Below are 26885 nucleotides of genomic sequence, written 5' to 3'. Positions count from 1 at the left end.
AGTCGAGTGTGGCCTGCCCGGGTGCAGCCTGCCACAACCTTGCCGAGTTGCCCGGCGTGTCGGGCATGGGCCCGAGGTCGCCGTTATGGCACGGTTACCTTTTCGCAACGCTAAGTGACCAACTTGGTCACCCTGTGCAGCGAGCCCCCTCCCGGCGGTCCTGGAAGGCCCCGGGCACCCAGGTGGGAGACCGGACCCAGGGCTCGCAACAGTACTCCATTCGGGCCACGCGGGTGGTCCGCCGCGCCGCCGAACTTCTCACGGGGGGCGGGAGTTGAGGCCCCGGCATACCCGGGCGGGGTGGTCCGGGAGTGGCGCACTTCACGGAATCACCAGAAACGGAACTAACCACTTCGCCCATACGTCCCTTTCTCGTGCAGTCAGTCGAGAAAGGTAGGCAAGGTTCGGAGATGGGTGAAAAGCCGGATGCCGACGAGGAGTCGAAGGAGAAGCGGCGCCTCGACCTGAGCGTGCCGCAGGTGGCGGGGAGCGCGGTGGCCGCTGTGGTGGCGGCCAAGCTCGCCTCAAGCTTCGGCGTCTACGGCACGATCCTGGGCGCCGGTGTGGTCAGCGCGGTGGCGACCTGTGGCGGCACGGTCTTCCAGCACTTCTTCAGCCGCACCGGCGAGCAGATACGCGACGTCGCGGTGCAGGCCAAGCCGAGGGCGCAGCAGGTTCCGGTGGCCGACGGCTCGGGGGCGCCGGTCGCGGACACCTTCAGGGCGTCGGCCGGCACGGGGGCTGTTCCCGCTACGGGGCCGGTCACCACGACGTGGGGAAGAGGGGCGGACGCGGAGGCGACCACGGCGCTGCCCGTCGCCGGTGACACCGACCGCACGACGGTGCTGCCCGTGGCGGACGCCGACGCCGAGAGGACCCAACTGCTCGGCGCGGTCGACGCGACGCAGCTGGTGCCCGGAGACGATGCGACGCAGCTGGTGCCCGTAGACGACGCGACGCGGGTGCTGCGTCAGGCGGCTCCCGCCGAGCCGGTCGAACCTCCGTTCCCGACGGACGAGTTCACCGACGGCACGACCCATCGCACGCAAGTCCGCAGCTGGAAGCGGCCGTTGGTCGCGGCCGCGGTGGTCTTCGGCGTATCGATGGCGGGCATCACCACGTACGAGCTCGTCTCCGGCCAGGACTTCAGCGGGGGGAGCGGTACCACGATCAGCAACGGCGTCACCGGCAACAACACCTCTCCGAAGAAGCCCTCCACGCCCTCGGCCGATCCCTCCGGCCGGCCGTCGGACGGCGCTTCCACGGGTTCCGACGACGGAGCGCAGAACGACGACGGCGCCACCCGGGTCCCGGACGGTGCCAACTCGCAGACGCCGGACAAGGGCGGCGACACGGACTCCGGATCGACGGATCCGGGCAAGGGCACGGACTCGGACTCGGGCACCGGCTCCGGAGACGACGGTTCGAAGCCGGACCCGACGCCCACGCCGACGCCCACCCCCACCCCGACGCCGACCCAGACCGGCGGCAGCGGGGGCGGGAGCGATGCGCAGCAGGGGGAGACCCCCGATCCGTAGGCGGGTTCAGTCGCCCAGGACCCGCCGCAGGTAGGCGTTGGCGAACAGGCGGTCGGGGTCGAGGCGGTCGCGCAGGGCGGTGAACTCGCCGAAGCGCGGATAGGCCCGCGAGAAGTAGTCGGCGTCGCGGGTGTGGATCTTGCCCCAGTGCGGCCGTCCCTCGTGCGCGGTGAAGATCCGCTCCGCCGCGGTGAAGTACGACTGGTAGGGCGTGCCCCGGTACATGTGCACGGCGATGTACGCGCTCTCCCGGCCCGAGGCCGTGGAGAGCGCGATGTCGTCGGCGGGCGCCGTGCGGACCTCGACGGGGAAGCTGATCCGCAGGTCCGAGCGCTCGACCATGGTCTTCAGCTCGCGCAGCGTCTCGACCAGGGCCTCGCGCGGAACGGCGTACTCCATCTCAACGAACCGCACCCGGCGGGGACTTGTGAAGACCTTGTAGGGAATGTCCGTGTACGTGCGGGCGGAAAGCGCCTTGCTGGAGATCTTCGCGATGCCGGGAATCGTCGCCGGGACGGCCCTGCCGAGCGAATTGACCACCTGGAAGAGGCCATTGGAGAGGACCTCGTCCTCTATGAAGGCGCTGACCTTTCCGGGCGGCGCCGCCGGGCCCACGCTGCGGTTGTTCCGCTTGGTGGTGCAGTTGCCGGTGTGCGGGAACCAGTAGAACTCGAAGTGCTCGTTCTCCGCGACAAGCGCGTCGAAGTCGCCGGTCACCTTGTCGAAGGTCATCGGCTCCTCACGGGCGGTGAGGAAGAAAATGGGCTCTACGGAGAAGGTGATCGCGCTGATCACGCCGAGCGCCCCGAGGCCGATCCGGGCCGCCGCGAAGATTGCGCGCTCTTCGTCGGTCCCCTTCTCCGAGCAGGTGAGGACCGTGCCGTCCGCCGTGACCAGCTCAAGTGCCGTGATCTGGGCGGAGATCGACGCCGAGTCGCGGCCCGTGCCGTGCGTTCCGGTGCTGGTCGCCCCGGAGACGGTCTGCTCCATGATGTCGCCCATGTTCGTGAGCGAGAGCCCCTCGCGGGCGAGGGCCGCGTTCAGGCGCTTGAGCGGCGTGCCCGCCTCCACGGTGACGGTGCCCGCCTCGCGGTCGATCCTGCGGATGCCGGTGAGCAGGTCCGGGCGTACGAGGACGCCGTCGGTCGCGGCGGTCGCCGTGAAGGAGTGACCGGTGCCGACCGGCTTCACCTTGAGGCCGTCCGCCTTGGCCGCGCGCACCGCGGCGGCGAGTTCGTCGACCGACGCGGGGGTGACCTCCCGGGCCGGGCGCGCGGTGACGTTGCCCGCCCAGTTACGCCAGGCCGCTGTGCTCTTCCCGCTGCTCGTGCCCGTGCCCGTTCCCGTGCTCATGGGTCCCTCCCCGTCGCGGAACCGGCTGCTTCAGCCGGCGATAGCCCAGGAATCCGACCGCCACCGCGACGGCCCCGGAGACTCCCGGAACCCCGTACCCGGCGTCCGAACCGGCCGCGTCGATGACCCAGCCGGCCGCGGACGAGCCGAGCGCGACGCCGACCGCGAGTCCGGTGCTCACCCAGGTCATGCCCTCGGTCAGCTTCGCGCGTGGTACGTGCTGTTCGACGAGGGCCATCGTCGTGATCATGGTCGGCGCGATGGAGAGGCCCGCGATGAACAGCGCCACGGCCAGAAACGGAAGGTTCCCGACCAGTTGAAGCGGGATCATACTCACGGCCATCGCGCAGACACCCAGCAGCCACCGGGGCGCGGGCGCCCCCTGGAAGCGCAGCAGTCCGAAGACCGCGCCCGCCACACAGGAGCCGAGGGCGTACACCGCGAGCACCAGGCTGGCCGCCGCCTTGTGGCCCTGGTCCTCCGCGTACGCCACGGTCACCACGTCGATCGAGCCGAAGATCGCCCCCGTCGCCACGAAGGTCGCGACCAGCACCTGCAGCCCTCCGGAGCGCAGCGCCGAGCCCTTGGTGTGCTGCTCCCGAGGATGCGGCACCGGCTCGGTGGCCCGCTGGGCCGTCAGCCAGAAGACGCCGACGGCGAGGAAGACCCCGGCGAGCAGCGGCCCGGCCTCCGGGAACCACACCGTGGACAGACCGATCGAGATGATCGGCCCGAAGATGAAGCAGATCTCGTCCACCACGGACTCGAAGGAGTACGCCGTGTGCAGCTGCGGGGTGTCCCGGTAGATGGCCGCCCAGCGCGCCCTGATCATCGATCCGACGCTCGGCACACAGCCGACGAGGGCGGCACAGACGAAGAGCGTCCAGTCCGGGAACTCGAACTTCGCGGCGAGCAGCAGCCCGGTGACCGCCGCCAGGGACACCAGCGTGGCCGGCCGCAGCACTCGGCGCTGGCCGTGCCGGTCGACGAGCCGGGAGATCTGCGGGCCGATCGCGGCGGCGGACAGCGCCACGGTCGCGGAGAGCGCGCCCGCGAGGCCGTACCGCCCCGTCAGCTGGGACACCATCGTCACGATGCCGATGCCCATCATCGACAGCGGCATCCGGCCCAGGAACCCCGCCGTCGAGAAGCCCTTGGTGCCGGGGGCGGCGAAGAGGGCGCGGTAGGGACTTGGCACGTGGGACTCCGCGGAGGTGCCGGGGCGGCTCCGCGGGGGAGGGGCTCCGGTAAGGCGTATAGGTGGTCGATACAGCTTACGTGCCGTACGGGCGGAGACGCACCGGGAATTTCCGGCTGGCGGAGGCCGATTCCCGCCTGTCGGTGGCGGGTGGCAGGATCGGAGGCATGTCCGATGCGCTGGATCCCACTCCCTATGACGCCCTGCTGCTGCTCTCGTTCGGCGGTCCCGAGGGCCCCGACGACGTCGTCCCGTTCCTGGAGAACGTGACGCGCGGGCGCGGCATCCCCAAGGAGCGGCTCAAGGAGGTGGGGCAGCACTACTTCCTGTTCGGCGGCGTGAGCCCGATCAACGACCAGAACCGCGCCCTGCTCGACGCCCTGCGCAAGGACTTCGCGGAGCACGGCCTCGACCTGCCGGTCTACTGGGGGAACCGCAACTGGGCGCCCTACCTGACCGACACCCTGCGCGAGCTGGTCCAGGACGGCCACCGCCGCGTGCTCGTCCTCGCGACCAGTGCGTACGCCTCGTACTCGGGCTGCCGCCAGTACCGGGAGAACCTGGCGGAGTCCCTCGCCGTCCTGGAATCCGAAGGCGTCGACAGGAGCGAGCTGCCGCGCGTCGACAAGCTGCGGCACTACTTCAACCACCCCGGCTTCGTCCGCCCCATGATCGACGGCGTCCTGAAGTCCCTCGCCGACCTCCCCGAGGAGGTCCGCGCGGGCGCCCACCTCGCCTTCACGACGCACTCCATCCCGACCGCCGCCGCCGACACCTCCGGACGCGTCGAGGACCACGGGGACGGCGGTGCCTACGTCAAGGAGCACCTGGACGTGGCCCGGCTGATCGCCGACGCGGTGCGCGATGAGACCGGCACGGAGCACCCTTGGCAGCTCGTCTACCAGTCGCGCAGCGGCGCCCCGCACATCCCGTGGCTGGAGCCCGACATCTGCGACCACCTGGAGGAGCGGCAGGCGGCCGGGGCGCCCGCGGTCGTGATGGTCCCGATCGGCTTCGTCTCGGACCACATGGAGGTCCTGTACGACCTCGACACCGAGGCCGACGCCAAGGCCGCCGAGCTGGGCCTGCCGGTCCGCCGCTCGGCCACCGTCGGAGCCGACCCGCGGTTCGCCGCGGCGATCAGGGAGCTCGTCCTGGAGCGCGCGGCGGCGGAGAGCGGCAAGGCAGTCACCCCCTGCGCCCTGGGCTCCCTCGGCGCGAGTCACGACCTCTGCCCGGTCGGCTGCTGCCCGGCGCGCGCCCCGAAGCCCGCGGCCGCGGGCGCCGACAGCACGTACGCGTAAGGACGTTGATCGTGACCGACCCCGCAGACCAGCAGCTCAAGGCCGAACTCCTCGGCGTCGCCCTGGAGGCGGCCCACCGCGCGGGAGCCTTCCTGCGCGACGGCCGCCCGGACGACCTGGGCGTCGCCGCCACGAAGACCAGCGCCGTCGACGTGGTCACCGAGATGGACATCGCCTCCGAGAAGCTGATCACCGACTTCTTCGCCGAGCGCAGGCCGGACGACGGCGTGCTCGGCGAGGAGGGCGCGAGCTCCGAGGGCAGCAGCGGCGTCCAGTGGGTGATCGACCCTATCGACGGCACGGTCAACTACCTTTACGGGCGCCCCGATTGGTCGGTGTCCATCGCGGCCCGCAAGGACGGCGAGACCATCGTCGGCGTGGTCCACGCGCCGATGCGCGGCGAGACGTACCGGGCGGTCCTCGGAGAAGGCGCGTTCGTCAACGACAAGCCGGCGCACACCCGCCCCGCACCTCCGTTCGGCCAGGCCCTCGTCGGCACCGGATTCGGCTACGTCGCCGAGCGCCGGGTCCGCCAGGCCGAGGTGGCCCGGCAGCTCATCCCGCTGGTCAGGGACATCCGGCGGGGCGGCTCCGCCGCGATCGACCTGTGCGACGTGGCGATCGGCCGGCTCGACGCGTACTACGAACGCGGCCTCAACCCCTGGGACTTCGCGGCCGGTGACCTCGTGGCGCGCGAGGCGGGCGCGCTGACCGGCGGGCGCCCCGGAGAGGCCCTGTCGGGCGAGCTGACGATCGCGGCCCCGCCCGGCCTCTTCGAGGACCTCCAGGCCCGCCTGGAGCAGCTCGGCGCCTGGCACGACTGAGGCATACGACCGAGGCGCACGGAAACGACCGAGGCACACGTAGAGGCACACATAAGGGCCCCGGCACCGATGGATCGGGTGCCGGGGCCCTTACGCGTGCGTACTGGATCAGGCGCGCAATGCACCGACCTCGACGCCGTGCTCGGCGGCCAGACGGTGCAGGTCCTCCAGTTCGGCCTGCTCGACCTCGGCAAGGAAGTCGTCGCCCGTCTCACGGGCCTTCGTGAGGTCGGACTCCGTGGCCTTTATGCGCTGCAGCAGTCCTGCGGTGAATGCGTCCATGGTTGCGCCCCCTCGGCTGGGTCGTGGGTCGATGGCACGGGGGTGTGCCCTGAGAAGGGGCGATCACGTCTCTCGCCGCGCTGGGACAGCAGTTCGTGGCGTGCCACATACAAAGCGTGATCGCGGGTGTGAGGTCGTCCTCCCCGGGCTCCCTTCCACGGAAACCTAACCGGCGGAGAAAATCCCGCATTCCCTGGTCGGCAAGCGGCCGGCAAGCCGTCTTACAGCCGGTTTATGACCGAAAGGGGCAGGATAGAGGCCACACCCCACGAACAGACCTGCCCTCAGGGGCACAGAGGAAGGACAGCGCCGTGCGCGTACTCGTCGTCGAGGACGAGCAGCTGCTCGCCGATGCGGTGGCCACCGGACTGCGCCGGGAGGCCATGGCCGTCGACGTCGTGTACGACGGAGCGGCCGCCCTCGAGCGCATCGGGGTCAACGACTACGACGTCGTCGTGCTCGACCGGGACCTCCCGCTCGTGCACGGGGACGACGTCTGCCGCAAGATCGTCGAGCTCGGCATGCCGACGCGCGTCCTGATGCTCACCGCGTCGGGCGACGTCAGCGACCGCGTCGAGGGCCTGGAGATCGGCGCCGACGACTATCTCCCCAAGCCCTTCGCGTTCAGCGAGCTCACGGCACGCGTGCGTGCCCTCGGGCGGCGTACGAGCGTGCCGCTGCCGCCCGTCCTGGAGCGCGCCGGGATCAAGCTGGACCCCAACCGCCGGGAGATCTTCCGCGACGGCAAGGAGATCCAGCTGGCCCCCAAGGAGTTCGCGGTCCTCGAGGTGCTGCTGCGCAGCGAGGGCGCGGTCGTCTCCGCGGAGCAGCTCCTGGAGAAGGCCTGGGACGAGAACACGGACCCGTTCACGAACGTCGTCCGGGTCACCGTCATGACCCTGCGCAGGAAGCTCGGCGAGCCGGCCGTCATCGTGACGGTGCCGGGCTCCGGCTACCGGATCTGATCCCCGGTGGCCGCGACCCCGGCGCCACCGGCGGCGCCCCCGAAACCGACCTGGGACCCCCGAAAGGTCGAAGTACCTTTCCCGTGGCTGCGCCCCACCATCCGGATACGGCTCACGCTCCTCTACGGAGGCATGTTCCTGATCGCGGGCATCCTGCTGCTCTCGATCATCTATCTGCTCGCCGCGGAGGCCCTGAACGTCGGCAGCGACCTGCCGTTCAAGATCGTCGAGGGCAGGGTGACCAGCACGGTCTGCAACCTGCCCGACAAGGCGTCGCCGACCGAGTTCAACGCGGCGATGAACGACTGCGTCAACACCCAGCGCCAGCACGCCCTGGACAACCTCCTGAGCCGCTCGCTGCTGGCCCTGCTCGGCCTCGCCGTGATCGCCTTCGCCTTCGGGTACGCGATGGCGGGCCGCGTCCTTTCGCCGCTCGGCCGCATCACGCGCACCGCGCGCCGCGTGGCCGGCACGGACCTGACGCGACGGATCGAACTGGACGGTCCGGACGACGAGTTGAAGGAGCTGTCGGACACCTTCGACGAGATGCTGGACCGCCTGGAGCGGGCCTTCACCGCCCAGCAGCGGTTCGTCGGCAACGCCTCGCACGAGCTGCGCACGCCCCTGGCGATCAACCGCACGCTCCTTGAGGTGCAGCTCTCCGACCCCGGAGCGCCGCCCGAGCTCCAGCAGCTCGGCAAGACGCTGCTCGCCACCAACGAGCGCAGCGAGCAGCTCGTGGAGGGTCTGCTGCTGCTCGCCCGGAGCGACAACCAGATCGTGGAGCGCAAGCCGGTCGACCTCGCCGAGGTCGCCAACCGCGCGGTCGACCAGGTGCGCTCCGAGGCCGAGGCGAAGGGCGTGGAGATCCGCGGGGAGCGCGCTCTGGCGGTCGTCCAGGGCAACGGCGTACTCCTGGAGCGGATCGCCCTGAACCTCGTCCAGAACGCCGTCAGGTACAACGTGCCGGAGGACGGCTGGGTCGAGGTCACCACGGAGGCCCAGCACGGCCAGGCGGTCCTCGTGGTGTCCAACACGGGCCCCGTCGTCCCGGCGTACGAGATCGACAACATCTTCGAGCCGTTCCGGCGGCTGCGGACGGAGCGTACGGGCAGCGACAAGGGGGTCGGACTCGGCCTGTCGATCGCCCGGTCGGTGGCGCGGGCCCACGGGGGCCGTATCATCGCGGAGCCGCGCGAGGGGGGTGGGCTCGTGATGCGAGTCACCCTGCCTCTCTGAGATGCTGCCGCGGACGCGCCGCGATGTTCGCTTTGCGCGGAATTTTCGGGACCTGAACCCGGGAGATCCGTGTGTGATCGATCACAGGGGCGAATTTTCGGCCATCTACTCTCCGTGATCGTGAAAGTCCTCGGAAAGCCGGGAAAATGCGGGTTTTCGGGGGTCCAGATCACGGGAAGTACACGGGGTGGCGCCTGTGAAGTGCGACATTCGGACCGTGTACGGTCCCGATCGCCATCCAAACCGATCACCTCTTCAGGGGTGCGGTTGGGTGTCGATTGAGTAACAGACCTTGATGTGAGGCAAAATCTCCGCCTCAGGTCGGGCACAAGTCCGGCCTCTCACGCGTTACGTGCGCTGAGACACCGCAGACACCCAGAGGGGGAGAGCGACATGGCAACGGACTACGACACCCCACGCAAGACCGACGATGACGTCAACGAGGACAGCATCGAAGAGCTGAAGGCTCGGCGGAACGACAAGTCGACCTCGGCGGTCGACGTCGACGAGTTCGAGGCCGCAGAGGGCCTCGAACTGCCCGGCGCGGACCTTTCCAACGAGGAGCTCGCCGTTCGGGTGCTCCCGAAGCAGCAGGACGAGTTCACCTGCATGAGCTGCTTCCTGGTGCACCACCGCAGCCAGCTGGCCAGGGAGAAGAACGGCCAGCCGATCTGCCGCGACTGCGACTAGGGCAGGGTCGGCCGTGACAGGCTCGACCCCGCCCAGGAAGCGCCGCTTCCGCAAGCGCGGGGCGGACGAAGCAACCGCCGTCCCCGACGGCGTACGTGACGACGAGCGGGGCTCTTCCCCCACAGGGACGGCCTCGCTCGAACCGGCGAACGCCTTCGAGACGGCACCCGACGAGGCGGCGGCCGACAAGGCGTCCGGGACGAGGACCGGCAGGACCGAAGAGTCCCGTACGTCCAAGGGCCGCCGCGTTGCCGCCGTCGCCGGCGGAGTCAAGGCGGGCGTGCTCAAGAGCGGGCGCGGCGCCAAGGCCGGCATCGGCTATCTCGCCGACCGGATCATCGAGAACGCCCCACGGGTGCCGATCCGCGATCTGGCCACCCTCCGCAAGCAGTTCCCGGGCCTGGACCCCGAGCAGCTCGCGGACAAACTCATCGCCGGCGCGGCCAACGCGACCTCCACGGTCGGGGCCGGAGTCGGCGCAGCGGCGATGCTGCCCGTGCCGCCCGCGATGCCCGCGGAGCTGGCCGCCGAGATCACCGGCGTCGCGGCCATAGAGCTGAAGCTGATCGCCGAGCTGCACGAGGTCTACGGCAAGCGCCCGCCCGGCAATCTCAAGGACCGCAGCACCGCCTACCTCACGGCGTGGACCGAGGAGCGCGGCATCGATGTCGCGAAGCCCGCGTCGATCAACGCGGCGCTCGGCAGCCAGATGAAGCGCGAGCTGCGCCAGCAGATCATGAAGCGCATGGTGCGGAACCTGCCGAACCTGATGCCGTTCATGGTGGGCGCCGCGGTCGGGGCGGTCATGAACCGCCGTGACACCAAGAAGCTGGCTGAGCGGGTCCGTAAGGACCTGCGGAAGGCCCAGGTGTCCTGGGACGCCCTGCCTGAGCTGCCGCCCCTTGAGCAGCCGCTCAAGCCGCTCAAGCTGCTTAAGCCGCTCGACCCGCTGTGGCCCGGCGGCCGCGCCAAAGAGCTGGGGCGCTGACCCCGGGGGCCCGGGGCTAGGAGGCCCGGACGGCCGTCAGCGCCGCCGCGAGCGCCTCCGGGTTCCGCGTCGAGACGTACACGTACGGAGTCGGGTCCTGCGGGTCCGTGATCTCGATCCGCAGTGCCGTCGGGATGTAGGCGCGCAGAAGCATGAAGGCGCGCGGGTCGGCCTTCTGTCCGCGCCAGGCGCGCGCCTCTTCCGGGTCGAGCACCTGCGGCTCACCCAGGGCGGCGACCGGGATCTTCGCGTCGCCGACGACGAGCGAGTCCGCCACCACGCGGATCCGCGGCGAGCCGTACGAGCTGGTGACGACCGCGGCGACCGCCGTCCCGGCGACCAGGCCGCCGAGCAGCGGCAGGGCGCCGAAGGGGAGCATGATCAGCGCCATCGCGATGCCGACCAGGAGCGAGACAAGCCACCAGGAACGGGGCGCCGTCAGGCGTTCTTCGTAAGGCTGCATGAAGTCAAGCTTGGCACGATGAGCTGAGTCACTGGACTCGCGGGTAAGGTCTGCGGCTGTGAGTGGTACATCAGCAGCTCTGACGCCCCCGGCCGACGCCATAGCGCCCGTCCGCCACCCCGACGCGCCCGCCCCCGGCGAGCTCATCGGAGCCCACTACGAGCACTGTTTCGGGTGCGGCGACGGCCAGGCCCACGGGCTGCATCTCGCCGCGCGCGCCGGTGAAGGCGTCTGCATCACCGCCGAGTTCACGGTCCGCGAGGCGCATCAGGGCGCTCCGGGCCTCGCCCACGGCGGGATCCTCGCCACGGCGCTCGACGAGACGCTCGGCTCGCTGAACTGGCTGCTGAGGGTGATCGCCGTGACCGGACGGCTCGAGACGGACTTCGTGCGGCCCGTGCCGGTGGGCACCGTGCTCTTCCTGGAGGCCGAGGTGACCGCGGTCGCCGGGCGGAAGATCTACTCCACGGCCACGGGGCGGATCGGCGGCCCCCAGGGGCCCGTCGCCGTCCGTGCCGACGCCCTCTTCATCGAGGTCAAGGTCGACCACTTCATCGAGAACGGCCGTCCGGAGGAGATCCGGGCCGCCATGGACGACCCGGACCAGGTCCGGCGCGCACGCGCCTTCGAGGTGAACCCGTGACCCCCGTTTCCCGTACCCCGGCGCCCCGTCCCGAACTCGACGTCCTGATCCGTCGCGTGGACTCGGAGGTGCCGCTGCCCGCGTACGCGCAGCCCGGCGACGCCGGGGCGGATCTGCGGACCACCGAGGCGTGCGAACTCGCCCCGGGTGAGCGGGTGGTGCTGCCCACCGGGGTGTCCATCGCGCTGCCCGAGGGGTACGCGGCCTTCGTGCACCCGCGTTCCGGGCTCGCCGCCCGCTGCGGTGTCGCTCTGGTGAATGCCCCAGGGACGGTGGATGCCGGGTACCGTGGGGAGATCAAGGTGATCGTGGTGAATCTCGACCCGCGCGAGCGTGTGCGGTTCGAGCGCTTCGACCGGATCGCCCAACTGGTCGTCCAGCAGGTCGAGAAGGTGCGCTTCCGGGAGGTGGCGGAGCTTCCCGACTCGGCGCGGGCCGAGGGGGGCTTCGGGTCCACCGGCGGCCATGCCGCCGTGGGCGCCGGCTCGGGTGAACAAACGGGTGGGAATCGATACGCATCGGTCGTATCTGACCGGGAAGGACAGTGACGTGTTCGGACGTCGCAAGAAGGACAGTGCCGCCGAGGACGCGGCGGGCGAGGCCGAGCAGGTCGTCGACAGCGGCGACGCAGCGGAAGCGCAGTCCGAGCGTGTGAGGCTCGAGCCCGAGCCGCGCCCCGACGGGCCCTGGGACGCCTCCGAGGTCCGCGAGCCCGGCGAGGGCCGGGTGGACCTGGGCGGGCTCTTCGTGCCGGGTGTCGAGGGCATGGAGCTGCGGGTGGAGGTGGCGGGTGACGCCATCGTCGCGGCCACCGTCGTGCTGCAGGACAGCGCGATCCAGCTGCAGGGCTTCGCCGCCCCCAAGCGGCAGGGCATCTGGGGCGAGGTCCGCGAGGAGATCGCCTCGGGCATCACCCAGCAGGGCGGTGTGATCGACGAGGTCGAGGGCCCGCTGGGCTGGGAGCTGCGGGCGCAGGTGCCGGTGCAGCTGCCGGACGGCACGGGCGGTGTGCAGGTCGTGCGCTTCATCGGCGTCGACGGCCCGCGGTGGTTCCTGCGCGGAGTCATTTCCGGCCAGGGCGCGGTGCAGCCGCAGGCGGCCGGACTCCTGGAGCAGATCTTCCGGGACACGGTCGTGGTGCGCGGCGAGGGCCCCATGGCGCCCCGTGACCCGATCGTCCTGAAGCTGCCGGACGACGCCCAGATGGTCGCCGAGGGCGGCGTCAAGGAGGAGCCGCAGGAGGGCTCGCGGTTCTCCGGCGGCATGGGCCAGCTCGCCCGCGGACCGGAGATCACCGAGGTGCGCTGAGGCGTACCGACCGGAAGTCGTGTGCCGATGGGCCGCACCCCTGATGGGGTGCGGCCCATCGGCGTTTTCGCACGTAGGAGCGGGCGGGCGGCAAGACCCGTAAGAGAGTCGTCAATGGACGACCGGCGGCCGTAAGGGAGGCGTCAACGACGGTCGGATCCGGCCATCGAGGGGGTTTGCTCAAGACGTCAGGAAACCCGAACTCATCTAGGAGCACACGATGGCCGACGTGGCCTTCGTCGTCACCACGATCGCGGTGTTCGCGCTGGTGGCCTTTGTCGCCAAGGGGGTGGCGAAGCTGTGACTGCCGAAAACATCGTCGGTCTTGTCGTGGCCGTCGCCCTGCTGGGCTATCTCGTTCTCGCTCTTGTGTTCCCGGAGAGGTTCTGAGTACGGATATGAGCCCCGTTCTTGCTGGTGTGCTCCAGCTGCTCGCGCTGATAGTCGCGCTGGGCCTCGCATACCGTCCGCTCGGCGATTACATGGCCCGGGTCTACTCTTCCGAGAAACACCTCCGGGTGGAGAAGTGGATCTACAAGGGCATCGGCGCCAACCCGAACGCCGAGATGCGCTGGACCGCCTATCTTCGCGGCGTCCTCGCGTTCTCCGCCGTGAGCGTCCTGTTCCTCTATCTGCTGCAGCGGGTGCAGGGTTCGCTGCCCGGCTCGCTCGGCTTCAGGTCGATCGACCCGGACCAGGCGTTCAACACCGCCGCGTCCTTCGTCTCCAACACCAACTGGCAGTCGTACTACGGCGAACAGGCCATGGGCCATGTCGTGCAGACCGGCGGCCTCGCGGTGCAGAACTTCGTTTCGGCCGCCGTCGGCATCGCGGTCGCGGTCGCTCTCGTACGGGGCTTCGCGCGTTCCCGTACCGGTGAACTCGGCAATTTCTGGGCCGACCTGGTGCGCGGTGTCGTCCGCGTCCTGGTCCCGATCTCGGTGATCGGCGCGCTCGTTCTCGTGGCGTGCGGTGCCATCCAGAACTTCTCCGGCATTCACGAGGTCGGTCAGTTCACGGGCGGTACGCAGGAATGGAACGGCGGGGCGGTGGCCTCGCAGGAGGTCATCAAGGAACTGGGCACCAACGGCGGCGGTTACTTCAACGCCAACTCGGCCCACCCCTTCGAGAATCCCAACGCCTTCTCGAACCTCTTCGAGGTCTTCCTGATCCTGGTCATTCCGTTCGCGCTGACACGGACGTTCGGCAAGATGGTCGGTTCGGTCAAGCAGGGTTACGCGATTCTCGCCACGATGGCGACGATCTGGATCGGCTTCACGGCGCTGATGATGTGGACCGAATTCCACCACGGCGGCCCGGCGTTCGACGCCGCGGGCGGTGCGCTGGAGGGCAAGGAGACCCGGTTCGGGATCGGCGGTTCGGCGATCTTCTCCGTCGCGACGACCCTGACGTCGACGGGCGCGGTGAACTCCTTCCATTCGTCCAACACCGGTTTCGGCGGCGGACTCAACCTGCTGGGCATGCAGCTCGGCGAGATCGCGCCCGGCGGCGTGGGCTCGGGCCTCTACGGCATGCTGATCATGGCGATCATCGCGGTGTTCATCGCGGGTCTGATGGTCGGCCGTACGCCGGAGTACCTGGGTAAGAAGATCGGCACCCGCGAGATCAAGCTGGCGGCCTGCTACATCCTGATCACGCCGGCGCTGGTCCTCGGCTTCACGGCGGTGTCGATGGCGCTGCCCACGCCGAAGGAATCGATGCTGAATTCCGGGGCGCACGGATTCTCGGAGATTCTGTACGCCTTTACTTCCGGGGCCAACAACAACGGTTCGGCCTTCGCGGGGCTGAGCGCGGACACGAACTGGTTCAACACCACGATCGGCCTCGCCATGCTGCTCGGCCGATTCCTGCCGATGGTGTTCGTGCTCGCGCTCGCCGGTTCGCTCGCCGAACAGCAGCCGATCCCGAAGACGGCGGGCACCCTGCGTACCGAGAAGCCGCTCTTCACCGGGCTGCTGGTCGGCACGATCATGATCATCACCGGTCTGACCTACTTCCCCGCACTGGCCCTCGGGCCGCTCGCCGAGGGGCTGGCGTCATGACCACCGACACAAAGAAGCCAGAGGAGCCCCGCTCCATGTCCACCGCTACTCCCACACGGGCACCGCACCAGGATCTGCCCGGCGCGCACACGGACGGCGGCGGCCGGGTCGGCGGGGGCCTGTTCGACCCCAAGCAGCTCCTGAAGTCCTTCCCGGACGCGGTGCGCAAGCTCGACCCGCGGGTGATGGTCAAGTCGCCGGTCATGTTCGTCGTCCTGGTCGGCTCGGTGGTCACCACCGTGCTCGCGGTCAAGGACCCGGGGGACTGGTTCGGCTGGGCGATCGCCGGGTGGCTGTGGCTGACGACGATCTTCGCCAACCTGGCGGAGGCGGTGGCCGAGGGCCGCGGCAAGGCGCAGGCGGACACCCTGCGCAAGGCCAAGACCGACACCGTGGCGCGCCGCCTCAACGGCGGCACCGAAGAGTCGGTGCCGGGCACGGAACTGCGCATCGGTGATCTGGTCGTCTGCGAGGCGGGCGACGTGATCCCCGGCGACGGTGACGTCGTCGAGGGTGTCGCGTCCGTCGACGAGTCGGCGATCACCGGTGAATCGGCCCCGGTCATCCGGGAGTCGGGCGGTGACCGGTCCGCCGTCACGGGCGGCACGAAGGTGCTCTCCGACCGGATCGTCATCAAGATCACGACGAAGCCCGGCGAGACGTTCATCGACCGCATGATCAACCTGGTCGAGGGCGCGGCCCGGCAGAAGACGCCCAACGAGATCGCGCTGAACATCCTGCTCGCGTCGCTCACCATCGTCTTCCTGCTCGCGGTCGTGACGCTCCAGCCGTTCGCCGTGTACGCCGGTGCCGAGCAGTCCATGATCGTGCTCGCCGCGCTCCTGGTGTGCCTGATTCCCACCACGATCGGTGCGCTGCTCTCCGCGATCGGCATCGCGGGCATGGACCGCCTCGTGCAGCGGAACGTCCTCGCCATGTCGGGGCGGGCCGTCGAGGCCGCCGGTGACGTGTCGACGCTGCTGCTCGACAAGACCGGCACCATCACGCTCGGCAACCGGCAGGCCGCCGAGTTCGTCCCGGTGCGCGGCACCACCGCCGCCGAACTGGCGGACGCCGCCCAGCTGTCGTCGCTGGCCGACGAGACGCCCGAGGGCCGCTCCATCGTCGTACTCGCGAAGGAGAAGTACGGCCTGCGCGAGCGCCACCAGGGCGAGCTGGTCGGCGCCGAGTGGATCGCCTTCACCGCGCAGACCCGGATGTCCGGGGTCGACCTTGTCGAGAACGGCTCGGCCCGCAAGGTCCGCAAGGGCGCGACCGGTTCGGTCGTCGCCTGGGTGACCGAGAACGGCGGCACCGTCTCCGAGGACGCCCAGGAACTGACCGGCGCCATCTCGCAGGCCGGCGGCACGCCGCTGCTGGTCGCGGCCATGGACGACAAGGGGGCGCGGGTCCTCGGTGTCATCCACCTGAAGGACGTCGTCAAGGAGGGCATGCGGGAGCGGTTCGACGAGCTGCGCCGGATGGGCATCAAGACGGTCATGATCACGGGCGACAACCCGCTGACCGCCAAGGCGATCGCGGACGAGGCGGGCGTGGACGACTTCCTCGCCGAGGCCACGCCCGAGGACAAGATGGCGCTGATCAAGCGCGAGCAGGCCGGCGGCAAGCTCGTGGCGATGACCGGCGACGGCACCAACGACGCGCCCGCGCTCGCGCAGGCGGACGTGGGCGTGGCGATGAACACGGGTACGTCGGCCGCCAAGGAGGCCGGCAACATGGTCGACCTCGACTCCAACCCCACCAAGTTGATCGAGATCGTCGAGATCGGCAAGCAACTGTTGATCACGCGTGGTGCATTGACCACGTTCTCGATCGCCAACGACGTCGCGAAGTACTTCGCGATCATCCCGGCCATGTTCGCGGTGGTCTATCCGGGCCTGGACAAGCTCAACATCATGAACCTGTCCTCTCCGGAGTCGGCGATTCTCTCCGCCGTCATCTTCAACGCGCTGATCATCGTCGCGCTGGTGCCGCTGGCCCTGAAGGGCGTGCGCTACCGGCCGATGAGCGCGGACCGGATGCTCCGGCGCAACCTCGGGGTCTACGGGCTCGGCGGCCTGATCGCCCCGTTCATCGGCATCAAGATCATCGACGTACTCATCTCTCTCATCCCCGGGATCGGCTGACGGCCATGAACAACTCCGTACGAAACACCGGCCGGTTGCTGTCGGCGGGCCTGCGCGCCCTGATCGTGCTCACCGTGATCTGCGGCGTCATCTACCCGCTCGCCGTCACCGGGATCGCCCAGGTCGCCTTCAACGACACGGCCAACGGCTCGGAGATCAAGTCCGGCGGCAAGGTGGTCGGTTCGTCGCTCATCGGGCAGACCTATCTCACCAAGGACGGCAAGCCCGACCTGAAGTGGTTCCAGCCCCGCCCGTCCAACGGGCTCGGCGAGAACAGCGTCAACACCCAGTACCAGCTGATCCTCTCCGGCGCCACCAACCTGGCCGGCGACAACAAGGACCTGATCAAGCAGGTCAAGGACGCCAAGGCGGCCGTCGTCAAGGACAACTCCACGGCCGACTTCAAGGTCAAGCCCTCCGACGTGCCGGCCGAGGCCGTCACTTCCTCGGGCTCGGGCCTCGACCCGCACATCTCGCCCGCGTACGCCGAACTCCAGGCACACCGCGTCGCCGAGAAGAACCACCTGGACGTGAAGCAGGTCGACAAGCTGGTCGCCGACCACGTCGACGGGCGGATCCTGGGCTTCATGGGGGAGCCCCGCGTGAACGTCCTCGAACTCAACGTCGCCCTCAAGGAGCTCGTCGCCGACAAGGGGTGACGATGCCTCAACTCCCGTGTGGCCCGCGGTGATCCGGTCCTTCCGGAGCATTGCGGGCCACATTCGCGTACGTCCATACTGTGCCGGTCACGCGGGGGGAGACCGGTACGGTGAGCGGACGGCGCGTGCCCGCCGTGGTGCGGAGCGGCCGGTATCACGGGATGGTGCTCGGGGCCGCCGGGCTCGCCGTGCTGCTCGCGGCCACGGTCCTCGCAGCGCTCGCCGCGCTCACCGAGAAGGCGGTCGAAGGCGGCGTACGGCAACGCCTCGCCGCGGACCGCGACGCCGTCGTCGAGGTCGCCGGGCGCCACGAGGCCGACCGGGTACGGCAATGGGACGCGGACGTGCGGACCGCGGTGGACCGCGTCTACGGAGACGTGCCCCACCGGACCCGGCTCGCGCTGCGGGCGCCCGCGGCACGGAACGACGAGCTGACCGTGACCGAGGCCGGCGGACGCCGCCGCGAGGACGCCACCGCGTCCGTGGTCGCGCTGGAGGGAGCCCGGCAGCAGGCCGATCTGGTGGCCGGCCGGTGGCCGCGCGGCGGCTTGGGAGACGGCGCCGTGGAGACCGTGCTGACCAAGGCCTTCGCGGCCGAACTCGCGGTGCGCACCGGTGACGAACTGCGCGTGGGCGGCGGCGAAGGCCGGCCGGTGCGGCTGCGGGTGGTCGGGCTCTACGCGACCGAGGGGCACGCGCCCGCGGTGTGGGCCGCGCTGAGCAGCACGTTCGGGACCGCCGACTCCATCGCGCTGGTGCCGCGCGCCGCGTTCACGGCGCGGCCGGTGCTCGCGCGGGACGCCCGCGCGGTGTGGCTCGGGGTGCCCGAGGCGCGGGGGCTGCGGCTCGGTGACATCGGCCCGCTCGCGGAGCGGGCCCGGCAGTTCGGCGGCAGCGACGCCTCGCTCTCCGTGCTGCGCGGCAAGGGGCCCGCGGCCGATCTGACCGTATCCGCCGGGCTGCGCAGGGTCCTGGACCGGCTGACGACGCCCGTCGCCGTGGCCCGTGCGGGGCTGTATGTGCCGGCCACGCTGCTCGCCGCCCTCGCGGTCGCGGCGCTCGTGCTCACCGGGCGTCAGCTCGCCGAACACCGTCGCCCGGAACTGGTGTTGCTGGCGGCCAGGGGCGCGGGGACGCGCCGCCTCATGATGTCGGCGGGCGCGCAGTGGGCTGCCGTCGCCCTGCCGACGGGGATCGCCGCGCCGTTTCTCGCGGGGCCGCTGCTCCGGCTGCTCGAAGCGGCCGGGCTGCTGCACGGCGGCGTACCGGACGCGGCCGCGGTCACCGACGCCTGGGTGGCCGCCGCGCTCGCCGTCCTGGTGCACGGAGCCGCGGTGCTGCTGCCGACGGCGCGGGCGGTGCGGGACCGGCGGGCGGTGCGCCGGCTGCGGCTGCGGGTGGGGCGGTTCGCGGGCGCGCAGCGGGTCGGGGCGGATGTGGCGCTGGGCGCGGTGGCGGTCCTCGGGTGGCTGCAACTGCGGCAGTACCGGTCGCCGGTGACGAGCGGCGGCGTCGACCCCGTGCTCGTCTTCGCGCCCGTGGTGATGACCACCGCGGCCGCGCTGCTCGTCCTGCGGCTGCTGCCGCTGCTCGCGCGCGGCGCCGACCCGCTGGCCCGGCGCGGCAAGGGGCTCGTGCTGCCGCTCGGCGCCCTGCAGATCGGGCGGCGGGCGGCGCGCCACGCGGGGCCCGCCCTGGTGGTGACGCTCGCGCTCGCCGTCGCGGCGCTCAGCAGCACCGCGCTGGCGATCCTCGACCGGGGGGACGCGGACCAGGCGGCCTTCCAGGTGGGCGCCGATCTGCGGATCGAGCCGGGCGAGAGCGTGCCCTCGGGGGAGCGGCGCGTGGCGTACGGCGGGCTTCCGGGGATCACCGCCGTGACGCCCGTGGTGACCACGGAGGGCTATGTCGGGCAGGACGCGGTGGCGGTCACGGGGATCAACACCGGGCGTGGTCCGGTGCCTTCGCTGCGGGGCGATCTCGCCGACCGGCCGGTGCGGGAGCTCGTCGCGCCGCTCGGGAAGGGGATTCCCCCGCACGGGCTCGCCGTCGCTCCTGCCCGGCCCGCGGGCGAACTGCCGCTCCGGGTACGGCTCTCCGCCGACGGGCCCGGTCGTGCCGTACCCGTCCGGCTCACCGTCTTCTTCGAGGACGACGACGGCCTCGTCCACTCAAGTGCCGTACTTCTTAAAGAAGGTGGTTCCCGGACGGTGCCGCTGAAGGTGCCGGTGCGCTCCGGCGGCGTACGTGTGCTGCAGATCGACCTGAGCATGGTGGGCGAGACGGTGCGGCGCACCTACCGGCTCCGGGTCGACGGGGTGCCCGGACTCACCGAGGCGGCGCGCTGGCACGACCTGCGCACGGACGCGCCGGACCGCTACGGGGCGGGGTGCCCCGACGCAGAGCGGCCACGCGGGGCGATGGGGGAGGCGCCGGGGCCCGTGCTCTGCGGCGACCGGCCAGGAGCCGGCGTGCTGCTCGACGCCGTGCTCCGGGGGCCCGACACACGGCTCAAGTACCCGACGTGGAGCGTCCGGCTCGGCACGGACAGCGCCGAGCAGCGCCCCGCCGCGCCCGCGCTCGCCGACGACACGCTGCTCGACTCCGGGGCGGTGCGGGTCGGGGACACGGTGACGGTGCGGAGCGGCACGGGCGGTGACGCACGGCTGCGGATCGTCGGGCGGATCGCGGCGGTGCCGGGCGTCGCGCGGGACCGGCCCCGGCTCCTCGCCGACTCGCGGGCCATCGCCGCCCAGTTGGTGCTGAGCGGGGCGCTGCCGGGCGCGGAGAGCGTGTGGTGGGCGCGGGCCGGGCAGGGCGAGGCCGGTGCCGCGTGGCAGGCGGTGCGGGACCGGCCGCGGCTCGGTACGGCCGTGGATGTGCCGCACGCGCGCGTGGCGCTCGGCGACGACCCCCTGCGGAGCGGCGCGCGGGCCGGACTCGTGCTGTGCCTCGCGCTGGCACCGGCGTTCGCCGTCATCGCCTTCACCCTGCACACGGTGCTCTCGGCGCGCGCCAGGGGGCGGGAGTTCGCGCTCCTGAGGGCCTTGGGCGTACGACGGACACAGCTCGCCGCGTACCTGTGGACCGAACAGCTGACGCTGGCCGGCGTGGCGGCACTCCTGGGCACGGCACTGGGAGCGGGGCTCGCCGTCGTGATCATGCCGGTGGTGACCGTGGACGCCACGGGCGAGCCCGTCTTCCCCGGCCTGCTCACGGAGGTCCCCTGGGGACGGGTCTGCCTGGTCGCCGCAGCCGTGACGGCGGTGATCTGCGCGGTGGTGAGCGGCGCGGCGCGCATGCTGGCGCGGGTGGACCTGGGGCGGGTGCTGCGGGCGGGGGAGGACGGATGAGGCGGTTGGGGCGTCTGCGGGGCGAGTTGGCGCTGCTCGGGTGTCTCGCGGTGCTCGTCGCCGTGCTCAGTGGCGTCGTCGTCGCCGGGCCCGGGCTGCTCGAGCGGGCCTCCGGGGGCGCGTTGGACTCGCGGCTCGACCGGGAGCAGCGGGCGGCGCCCGGGATCACCCACAGCATCCGGTTCGAACCGGCGGAGGAGCGGCCCGGCGGGACGAGCGCGCTCGGCGCCGACCTCCGGGGGGTCTCGACCGTCATCGAGAACGCCGCGCCCGCCACCCTGCGCGGCAGCCTCGTCCGCGACTCCACCCGGATCGCGCTGCCCGCCGTACGGACCGGCGACGGCACGGCGCTGTCCCTCGTGTACGCCTCCGACGCGCCGCCCCGTGGCGCCTACGCCGAGGGAAGGCCGCCCGCCGCGCGCGGGCGCGTGGTCGAGATCGCCGTCTCCACCCGCACCCGTGACGAGCTGAACCTGCGCATCGGACAGGAACTCCGGCTCGGGCCCGGCACGTTGCCGGCCGTGGACGCCCCGGCTCGGGTCGTCGGGTTCTTCGCGGCCGACGACGGGCGGCGGCTCTGGCGCGAGCAGCCGCTGCTCGCGCGGACGGCACGGGATCCGCGCGGCGGCGGGGACGGCGCGGACGGCGCGGCGCGGTTCGCGGGCGCCCTCGTCGCGCCGCGCGGCGTCGAAGAGCTGCAGAACCAGTCGCTGGCCCCGCTCACCGTGATCTGGGGCATGCGGCTCGACCTCGGCGCGGACGCCGCGCGCTTCGTCGGCGACCAGGGGCAGCGCGACTTCGAGCGCCTCATGCTGCGCTATCCGGAGGCGGTGCGCGGCGTCACCTGCGGCGCCCCGATGTTCGGCGGTGGCGGCCTGCCCTGCGCCCTCGGCCCGCACCCGGCAGCCGAGGTGGAGAGCGCCACCGAACTCCCGGACACCCTGGCCGAGTTCCAGCGCCAGTGGCGGCAGGCGAGCGTCGTGATCTCCTTCGCGCTCGCCTCGGTGACGGCCGTGGGGCTCGCCGCGGTCGTGGCCGCCGGGCTGCTGTCCGTGCGCCGCGGGCTTGACGCGCACCGGCTGCAACGCGCGCGTGGGGCGTCGGCGGCGGGCATCGCCCTGGGGCGCGCGCTCTGGACGGCGCCGGCCGCGGTCCTGGGATTCGCGGGCGGCTGCGCGGCCGCTTCGGCGCTGCCGGGCGCGTCGTCGGCGTACGGGCGCGGGCTGCTCGTCGCGCTGTGCGCGTGGCTGCTGCTGCCCCTGCTCACCTGGTGGGCCCTGCGGGACCGGGCGCTGCTCCGCGCGCGGGACAGCGGGCCCGGCGGGGGGCCCGGCGGGGGCCGCCGTGTCGTCGCCGAGGCGGGCGTGGTGCTGGTGGCCGCCGGGGGTGTCTTCGCGCTGCGGGCCCGTGGCACCGCGGGTGGCGCGGGCGACGATCCGCTGCTCGCCGCGGTGCCGGTGCTGCTCGGGCTCGCCACGGTGGTGGTGCTCGCGCGGCTCTATCCGCTGCCGGTGCGCCTCGTCGCGCGCTGGGCCGCCCGGTGGCGCGGCGCCGTGGTCCTCATCGCGCTGTCCCGTGCCGCCAAGGACGCTCCCGCGCGGGCGCTCGCGCTGCTCGTCCTGGTGGTGACGCTGGCCGGTGCCGTGTTCGGCGGTCTGGTCGCGGGGACGCTGACGGAGGGGCGGCGGGACGCGGCGGCCTGGCGGGCGGGCGCCGACGCAGCCTTCGTGGGGGCGGCGCGGGATCCCGCCACCGCCGGGCGGCTCGCACGCGCGCGTGGAGTGCGCGATACGGCGACGGTGCGGCAGCTGCGGGTCGACCCTATGAGCGGGCGGGACGGCGGGCGGTACGGGGTGGCGAGCCTGATCGGCGTCGACGCCGTGAAACTCCGGTCCGCGGCGGGCGATTCACCGGCGGCGCGGGCGCTGCTCGACGCGGGGATCGGCCGGGGCGCGGACAGCGGCGGGGACAGCGGCGGGGACATCCGGGTGCTCGCCGACGCGGCCCGCCCGGGCGAGACGCTCACCGCCACCGTGCACGGCAAGGAGCGGCGGCTGCGCGTCGTGGGCGCACTCCCCGAAGCCGTGGAGAGCGACCCCGCGCTCGGGCCCGTACGCGCCGCCGACGAGTCCGGGGAGCGCCTCCTGCTCACCGACAACCGATACCTCAAGGGCTTCGACGCGAGCGAGTTCGAGGAGTCCGCGCTGCTCCTGTACGGGCCCCGCCTGGACCCGGAGCGGCTGCGCTCCGTCGTCCCGCGCACCGCACCGGGCACCGGCGCCGGAGAGCTGCGGATCCGCGCCGAGGAGCAGGCGGAGGCCGACGAGGACAGCCTGGTCGCGGCGGTCACCGCGGCCCACACCGCGTGCACCGCCCTTGCCGTGCTCCTCGCGCTGCTCGCCCTCGTGCTCGACCTGCTGCTGTCCGCCCCGGCGCGCGGCAGCACCGCCGCCCGGCTGCGCACCCTGGGGATGGGCGGCCGGGCCACCGCCGGGCTGCATCTGCTCCAGCTGCTGCCGCTGGTGCTCGCGGCCGTGGCGGGCGGCGTCGCGCTCGGTCTGACCCTGCCCGGGCTGCTCGGACCCGCCCTCGACCTGCGGGAGTTCACGGGTGGGCCCACCGCGCCCGCCCTGCGGACCGACGCGCCGTTCACCGTGGTGCCGGCCGCCGGGACCCTCGCCCTGGTGGCCGTCGCGGTGGGCGTGGAGACATGGCTCGGACGGCGCCGCGGTCTCGGTGCCGTCCTGCGACTGGGGAGAACCGATGACTGAACCGACTGAACTCGCCGAACTGGAGGCGCGGGCCACCGCCGCCCGCGCTCCCGCCGGTGACGAGGGCCTGGTCGTCTGCGACAACGTCGTACGCGTCTATCGCACCGACGCGGTGGAGGTGCAGGCCCTCCAGGGGCTGGACCTGGTGGTCCGCGAGGGAGAGTGCGTGGCCCTCGTGGGCGCCTCCGGGTCCGGCAAGTCCACCCTGCTCTCGATCCTCTCCGGACTCGATCTCCCCACCGCAGGACGGGCCAGGGTCGCGGGCCACGACCTGCTCGCCATGGGGCGCCGCGAACGCCTCGGCTACCGCAGGCACACCGTCGGCTTCGTCTGGCAGCAGACCGGGCGCAACCTCCTGCCGTACCTCACGGCGGCGGAGAACGTCGCGCTGCCGATGAAGTACGCGCGCGTGCCCCGCCGCAGGCGGCTGAAGCGGGCCGCCGAACTCCTGGACGTACTCGGCGTCGCGCACTGCGCACAGCGGCGGCCCGCCGAGCTCTCCGGCGGCGAACAGCAGCGGATCGCCGTCGCGGTCGCCACCGCCAACGGGCCGCGCGTGCTGCTCGCCGACGAGCCCACCGGGGAGCTGGACACGGCGAGCGGCGAGCAGGTGTTCGCCGCGCTGCGCCGCGCCAACGAGGAGCTGGGCGCGACGGTCCTGGTCGTCACGCACGATCCGCTCGTCTCCGGGCAGGTCCGCCGCACGGTGCGCATACGGGACGGCCGTACGTCTACGGAGACGCTGCGCGAACGGGGCGGTACGGGGGAGGAGTTCACGGTTCTGGACCGGGCGGGGCGGTTGCAGCTGCCGCGGGAGTACGTCGAGCGCTATGGGCTGCGCGGGCGGGTGCGGCTCACGGAGGAGACGGACCACATCGGGGTCTGGGGTGACTCCACGCCTTGACGGAAGGCTGGTCCGTACCTATGGTCACGGGCCAACACGCGTGTTCAGAAAGGCACTTGAAGTTCACATACGAGAATGGATGGCCCTTCGCATGGCCGACACCCCCACACCCGTGCGTCACCGCCGCAGACGTCGCACCACCGTCCTGGTTGCCGTCGCCTCCGTAGTGACCGCCTTGGTCGCCACCGCCCTCGCCTGGCCCGGCGCCGAGCGCGCCGACGCCGCGCCGAGCACCTTCGCCCACCCCGGAGTCGCCGTCTCCCGCGGCCAGCTCGACTTCACCAGGGAGAAGGTCAACGCGGGCGCCCAGCCCTGGAAGGGCGCCTACGACCAGATGCTGGGAAGCAGGTACGCCTCCCTGTCGCGCACACCGAAGCCCCGCGCGGTCGTCGAATGCGGCTCCTACTCGGACCCCAACTACGGCTGCACCGACGAGCGCGAGGACGCGATAGCCGCGTACACGACCGCCCTGGCCTGGTACATCAGCCGTGACGAGCGCTACGCGAAGAAGTCCATCGAGCTGATGGACGCCTGGTCCGGCACCATCAAGGACCACACCAACAGCAACGCCCCGCTGCAGACCGGCTGGGCGGGCTCGTCCTGGCCCAGGGCCGCCGAGATCATCAAGCACACGTACACCGGGGGCTGGGCCAACTCGGGGCGCTTCGCGACGATGCTCAAGAACGTCTATCTGCCCGAGATCATCAACGGCTCCAACTCCAACGGCAACTGGGAGCTGTCGATGATGGAGGCCGCCGTCGGCATCTCCGTCTTCCTCGAGGACAAGGGGTCGTACGACAAGGCCATGGCGAAGTTCCGTACGCGTACGGCCGCCTACGTCTACCTGGAGTCCGACGGCGCGCTTCCGAAGACCGTGCCCAGCCAGAACCTGGACACCCGCGAGAAGATCGTCAAGTACTGGCAGGGGCAGGGCACCTTCGTCACCGGGCTCAGCCAGGAGACCTGCCGCGACTTCACGCACACCGGATACGGGCTCTCCGCCATCTCGCACGTCGCCGAGACCAGCCGCATCCAGGGCGACGACCTCTACAAGACCGACGTGGGCGAGCGGCTGCGCCAGGGCCTCGGCTTCCACGCCAGGTACGAGCTGGGCGAGGCGCCGCCGAACTGGCTCTGCGGCGGCTCGGTCGACCGGGGCCTCGGACCCGTCACGGAGGTCGGCTACAACGCCCTGCACGGCCGCATGGGGCTGCCGATGACCAACACCCAGAAGCTCACGGAGCAGAACCGCCCCGCCGGTTCCAACAACCTCTTCGTGGCCTGGGAGACGCTGACCCACGCGGGCAACCCCAGCTGATCCGCACCTTGTCGGGCCGGGCGCCCGGTGCACATACTGGCGCCCGGCTCAACAGGACCGTACGGGGGAGCGCGGATGACCGGGAGTGCCGTCGTCGTCGAGGACCTGCACCGCTCGTACGGCAGCGGTCCAGCCGCCGTGCACGCCCTGCGCGGTGTCTCCTTCACCGTCCCGCGCGGCGAGCTGGTCGCCCTCAAGGGGCGTTCGGGGTCCGGCAAGACCACCCTGCTCAACCTCGTCGGCGGGCTCGACACCCCCGACGCCGGGAAGATCACCGTCGAGGGGCTCGAACTCGCGGGCCTCGACGAGGACGGCCTCCTGGAGCTGCGCCGTGACCGCGTCGGCTTCGTCTTCCAGTCCTTCGGGCTCATCCCGATCCTCACCGCCGCCGAGAACGTCGGGGTGCCGCTGCGGCTCAAGAAGACCGAGCCACGCGCACGCGCGGAGCGGGTCGCCCTGCTGCTCGCCCTCGTGGGCCTCGCCGACCACGCCGAGCAGCGGCCGGGCGAGCTCTCCGGAGGGCAGCAGCAGCGCGTGGCGATCGCCCGCGCGCTCGCCAACGAGCCGTCCCTGCTGATCGCCGACGAACCCACGGGGCAACTCGACGCGGAGACCGGACTCGCGGTGATGGAGCTGCTGCGCGCAGTCGTCCGCAGCCAGGGCGTCACCGCCCTGGTCGCCACGCACGACGCGGCGCTGCTCGACCTCGCCGACCGGGTCCTGGAACTGGGCGACGGCGAGATCGTGGAGCACTGAACGCCGCAGCCGGGGCGCCCACCAGCACATCAGGGTTGTGTCAAGGAGCGTCGCCCCGCGCCCCCTCGTCCCTTTTGCGGGAATTGTTGGCCGTAAGGTCGACGCTGCGTACAGAGCCG

At 71.7% G+C, this 26885-nt stretch carries 23 protein-coding genes; 19 read left to right on the top strand and 4 right to left on the bottom strand.

Translation table 11 applies throughout. The features are described from left to right. The first annotated feature begins 410 nt into the window (after nt 1-410). On the top strand, nt 411-1538 hold the full coding sequence (locus ACIBKX_RS30565) for a hypothetical protein (RefSeq protein WP_363276755.1): 1128 nt from the start codon (nt 411-413) through the stop codon (nt 1536-1538). Nucleotides 1539-1544: 6 nt separating this feature from the next. Here the strand turns inward: ACIBKX_RS30565 and ACIBKX_RS30560 are convergent, their stop codons facing one another. Continuing rightward, nucleotides 1545-2891, bottom strand: a complete 1347-nt coding sequence (locus ACIBKX_RS30560) for a D-arabinono-1,4-lactone oxidase (RefSeq protein WP_363276754.1) — start codon at nt 2889-2891, stop codon at nt 1545-1547. After that, the gene (locus ACIBKX_RS30555) at nt 2833-4089 is read right to left on the bottom strand and encodes an MFS transporter (protein ID WP_363276753.1); all 1257 of its coding nucleotides are present in this window, start codon (nt 4087-4089) and stop codon (nt 2833-2835) included. Before ACIBKX_RS30555 ends, ACIBKX_RS30560 begins: the two co-directional genes overlap by 59 nt. Before the next feature lie 167 nt (nt 4090-4256). Between ACIBKX_RS30555 and ACIBKX_RS30550 the strand changes: the two genes are divergently transcribed. Both ACIBKX_RS30550 and ACIBKX_RS30545 read left to right on the top strand, forming a co-directional pair. After that, entirely contained in the window at nt 4257-5393 is a 1137-nt protein-coding gene (locus tag ACIBKX_RS30550; protein WP_363276752.1) for a ferrochelatase, read from the top strand. Nucleotides 5394-5404: 11 nt separating this feature from the next. Next, nucleotides 5405-6217, top strand: coding sequence for an inositol monophosphatase family protein (locus ACIBKX_RS30545; protein WP_363276751.1), 813 nt, complete (start codon nt 5405-5407; stop codon nt 6215-6217). 108 nt (nt 6218-6325) lie between these two features. Here the strand turns inward: ACIBKX_RS30545 and ACIBKX_RS30540 are convergent, their stop codons facing one another. Continuing rightward, nucleotides 6326-6499, bottom strand: a complete 174-nt coding sequence (locus ACIBKX_RS30540) for a hypothetical protein (protein WP_167828776.1) — start codon at nt 6497-6499, stop codon at nt 6326-6328. A gap of 311 nt (nt 6500-6810) precedes the next feature. On the opposite strand from ACIBKX_RS30540, the gene ACIBKX_RS30535 reads away from it, so the two are divergent. The 4 genes from ACIBKX_RS30535 (at nt 6811) to ACIBKX_RS30520 (ending at nt 10381) form a co-directional block, all read left to right on the top strand. Then, complete coding sequence (locus ACIBKX_RS30535; RefSeq protein WP_135331070.1) at nt 6811-7464, top strand: response regulator transcription factor; 654 nt, start codon at nt 6811-6813, stop codon at nt 7462-7464. 6 nt (nt 7465-7470) lie between these two features. Then, the gene (locus tag ACIBKX_RS30530; RefSeq protein ID WP_363276750.1) at nt 7471-8703 is read left to right on the top strand and encodes a HAMP domain-containing sensor histidine kinase; all 1233 of its coding nucleotides are present in this window, start codon (nt 7471-7473) and stop codon (nt 8701-8703) included. 393 nt (nt 8704-9096) lie between these two features. Continuing rightward, nucleotides 9097-9393, top strand: coding sequence for a DUF4193 domain-containing protein (locus ACIBKX_RS30525; protein WP_055544889.1), 297 nt, complete (start codon nt 9097-9099; stop codon nt 9391-9393). Between the two features lie 13 nt (nt 9394-9406). Continuing rightward, entirely contained in the window at nt 9407-10381 is a 975-nt protein-coding gene (locus ACIBKX_RS30520; RefSeq protein WP_363276749.1) for a hypothetical protein, read from the top strand. Between the two features lie 16 nt (nt 10382-10397). Here ACIBKX_RS30520 and ACIBKX_RS30515 read toward each other — a convergent pair whose 3' ends face one another. Beyond that, nucleotides 10398-10844, bottom strand: a complete 447-nt coding sequence (locus ACIBKX_RS30515) for a DUF3093 domain-containing protein (RefSeq protein ID WP_363276748.1) — start codon at nt 10842-10844, stop codon at nt 10398-10400. Nucleotides 10845-10902: 58 nt separating this feature from the next. Here ACIBKX_RS30515 and ACIBKX_RS30510 point away from each other — a divergent pair, with 58 nt between their 5' ends. The 12 genes from ACIBKX_RS30510 (at nt 10903) to ACIBKX_RS30455 (ending at nt 26766) form a co-directional block, all read left to right on the top strand. Continuing rightward, nucleotides 10903-11487, top strand: a complete 585-nt coding sequence (locus tag ACIBKX_RS30510; protein WP_363276747.1) for a hotdog domain-containing protein — start codon at nt 10903-10905, stop codon at nt 11485-11487. Next, nucleotides 11484-12035, top strand: a complete 552-nt coding sequence (gene dut / locus ACIBKX_RS30505; RefSeq protein WP_363276746.1) for a dUTP diphosphatase — start codon at nt 11484-11486, stop codon at nt 12033-12035. The genes ACIBKX_RS30510 and dut overlap by 4 nt, the downstream gene beginning before the upstream one ends. Nucleotide 12036: 1 nt before the next feature. Then, on the top strand, nt 12037-12795 hold the full coding sequence (locus tag ACIBKX_RS30500; protein WP_363276745.1) for a DUF3710 domain-containing protein: 759 nt from the start codon (nt 12037-12039) through the stop codon (nt 12793-12795). Nucleotides 12796-13095: 300 nt separating this feature from the next. After that, nucleotides 13096-13185, top strand: a complete 90-nt coding sequence (gene kdpF, locus ACIBKX_RS30495; RefSeq protein WP_033264828.1) for a K(+)-transporting ATPase subunit F — start codon at nt 13096-13098, stop codon at nt 13183-13185. 8 nt (nt 13186-13193) lie between these two features. Further along, nucleotides 13194-14858 carry a potassium-transporting ATPase subunit KdpA gene (gene kdpA / locus ACIBKX_RS30490; protein WP_363276744.1) on the top strand — a complete coding sequence of 555 codons (1665 nt, stop codon included), beginning with the start codon at nt 13194-13196 and terminating at the stop codon, nt 14856-14858. Continuing rightward, nucleotides 14855-17005 carry a potassium-transporting ATPase subunit KdpB gene (gene kdpB, locus ACIBKX_RS30485; RefSeq protein ID WP_399376514.1) on the top strand — a complete coding sequence of 717 codons (2151 nt, stop codon included), beginning with the start codon at nt 14855-14857 and terminating at the stop codon, nt 17003-17005. Before kdpA ends, kdpB begins: the two co-directional genes overlap by 4 nt. 5 nt (nt 17006-17010) lie before the next feature. Further along, nucleotides 17011-17664, top strand: a complete 654-nt coding sequence (locus ACIBKX_RS30480; RefSeq protein ID WP_399376512.1) for a potassium-transporting ATPase subunit C — start codon at nt 17011-17013, stop codon at nt 17662-17664. Nucleotides 17665-17774: 110 nt separating this feature from the next. Then, nucleotides 17775-21017: an ABC transporter permease gene (locus ACIBKX_RS30475; protein ID WP_363277081.1), complete on the top strand. Its 3243-nt coding sequence runs from the start codon at nt 17775-17777 to the stop codon at nt 21015-21017. Beyond that, complete coding sequence (locus ACIBKX_RS30470; protein WP_363277082.1) at nt 21014-23788, top strand: hypothetical protein; 2775 nt, start codon at nt 21014-21016, stop codon at nt 23786-23788. Before ACIBKX_RS30475 ends, ACIBKX_RS30470 begins: the two co-directional genes overlap by 4 nt. Then, nucleotides 23781-24692, top strand: a complete 912-nt coding sequence (locus tag ACIBKX_RS30465) for an ABC transporter ATP-binding protein (protein WP_363277083.1) — start codon at nt 23781-23783, stop codon at nt 24690-24692. Before ACIBKX_RS30470 ends, ACIBKX_RS30465 begins: the two co-directional genes overlap by 8 nt. Before the next feature lie 91 nt (nt 24693-24783). Further along, nucleotides 24784-26010 (top strand): alginate lyase family protein, encoded by a 1227-nt coding sequence (locus tag ACIBKX_RS30460; protein ID WP_363277084.1) that lies wholly within the window; start codon nt 24784-24786, stop codon nt 26008-26010. 75 nt (nt 26011-26085) lie between these two features. Continuing rightward, complete coding sequence (locus tag ACIBKX_RS30455) at nt 26086-26766, top strand: ABC transporter ATP-binding protein (protein ID WP_363277085.1); 681 nt, start codon at nt 26086-26088, stop codon at nt 26764-26766. Nucleotides 26767-26885: the final 119 nt, after the last annotated feature.

The organism is Streptomyces sp. NPDC050658 (assembly GCF_044457025.1).
In the GTDB taxonomy this organism is placed as follows: Bacteria; Actinomycetota; Actinomycetes; order Streptomycetales; family Streptomycetaceae; genus Streptomyces.
This window is presented reverse-complemented; position numbering and strand designations above follow the sequence as displayed.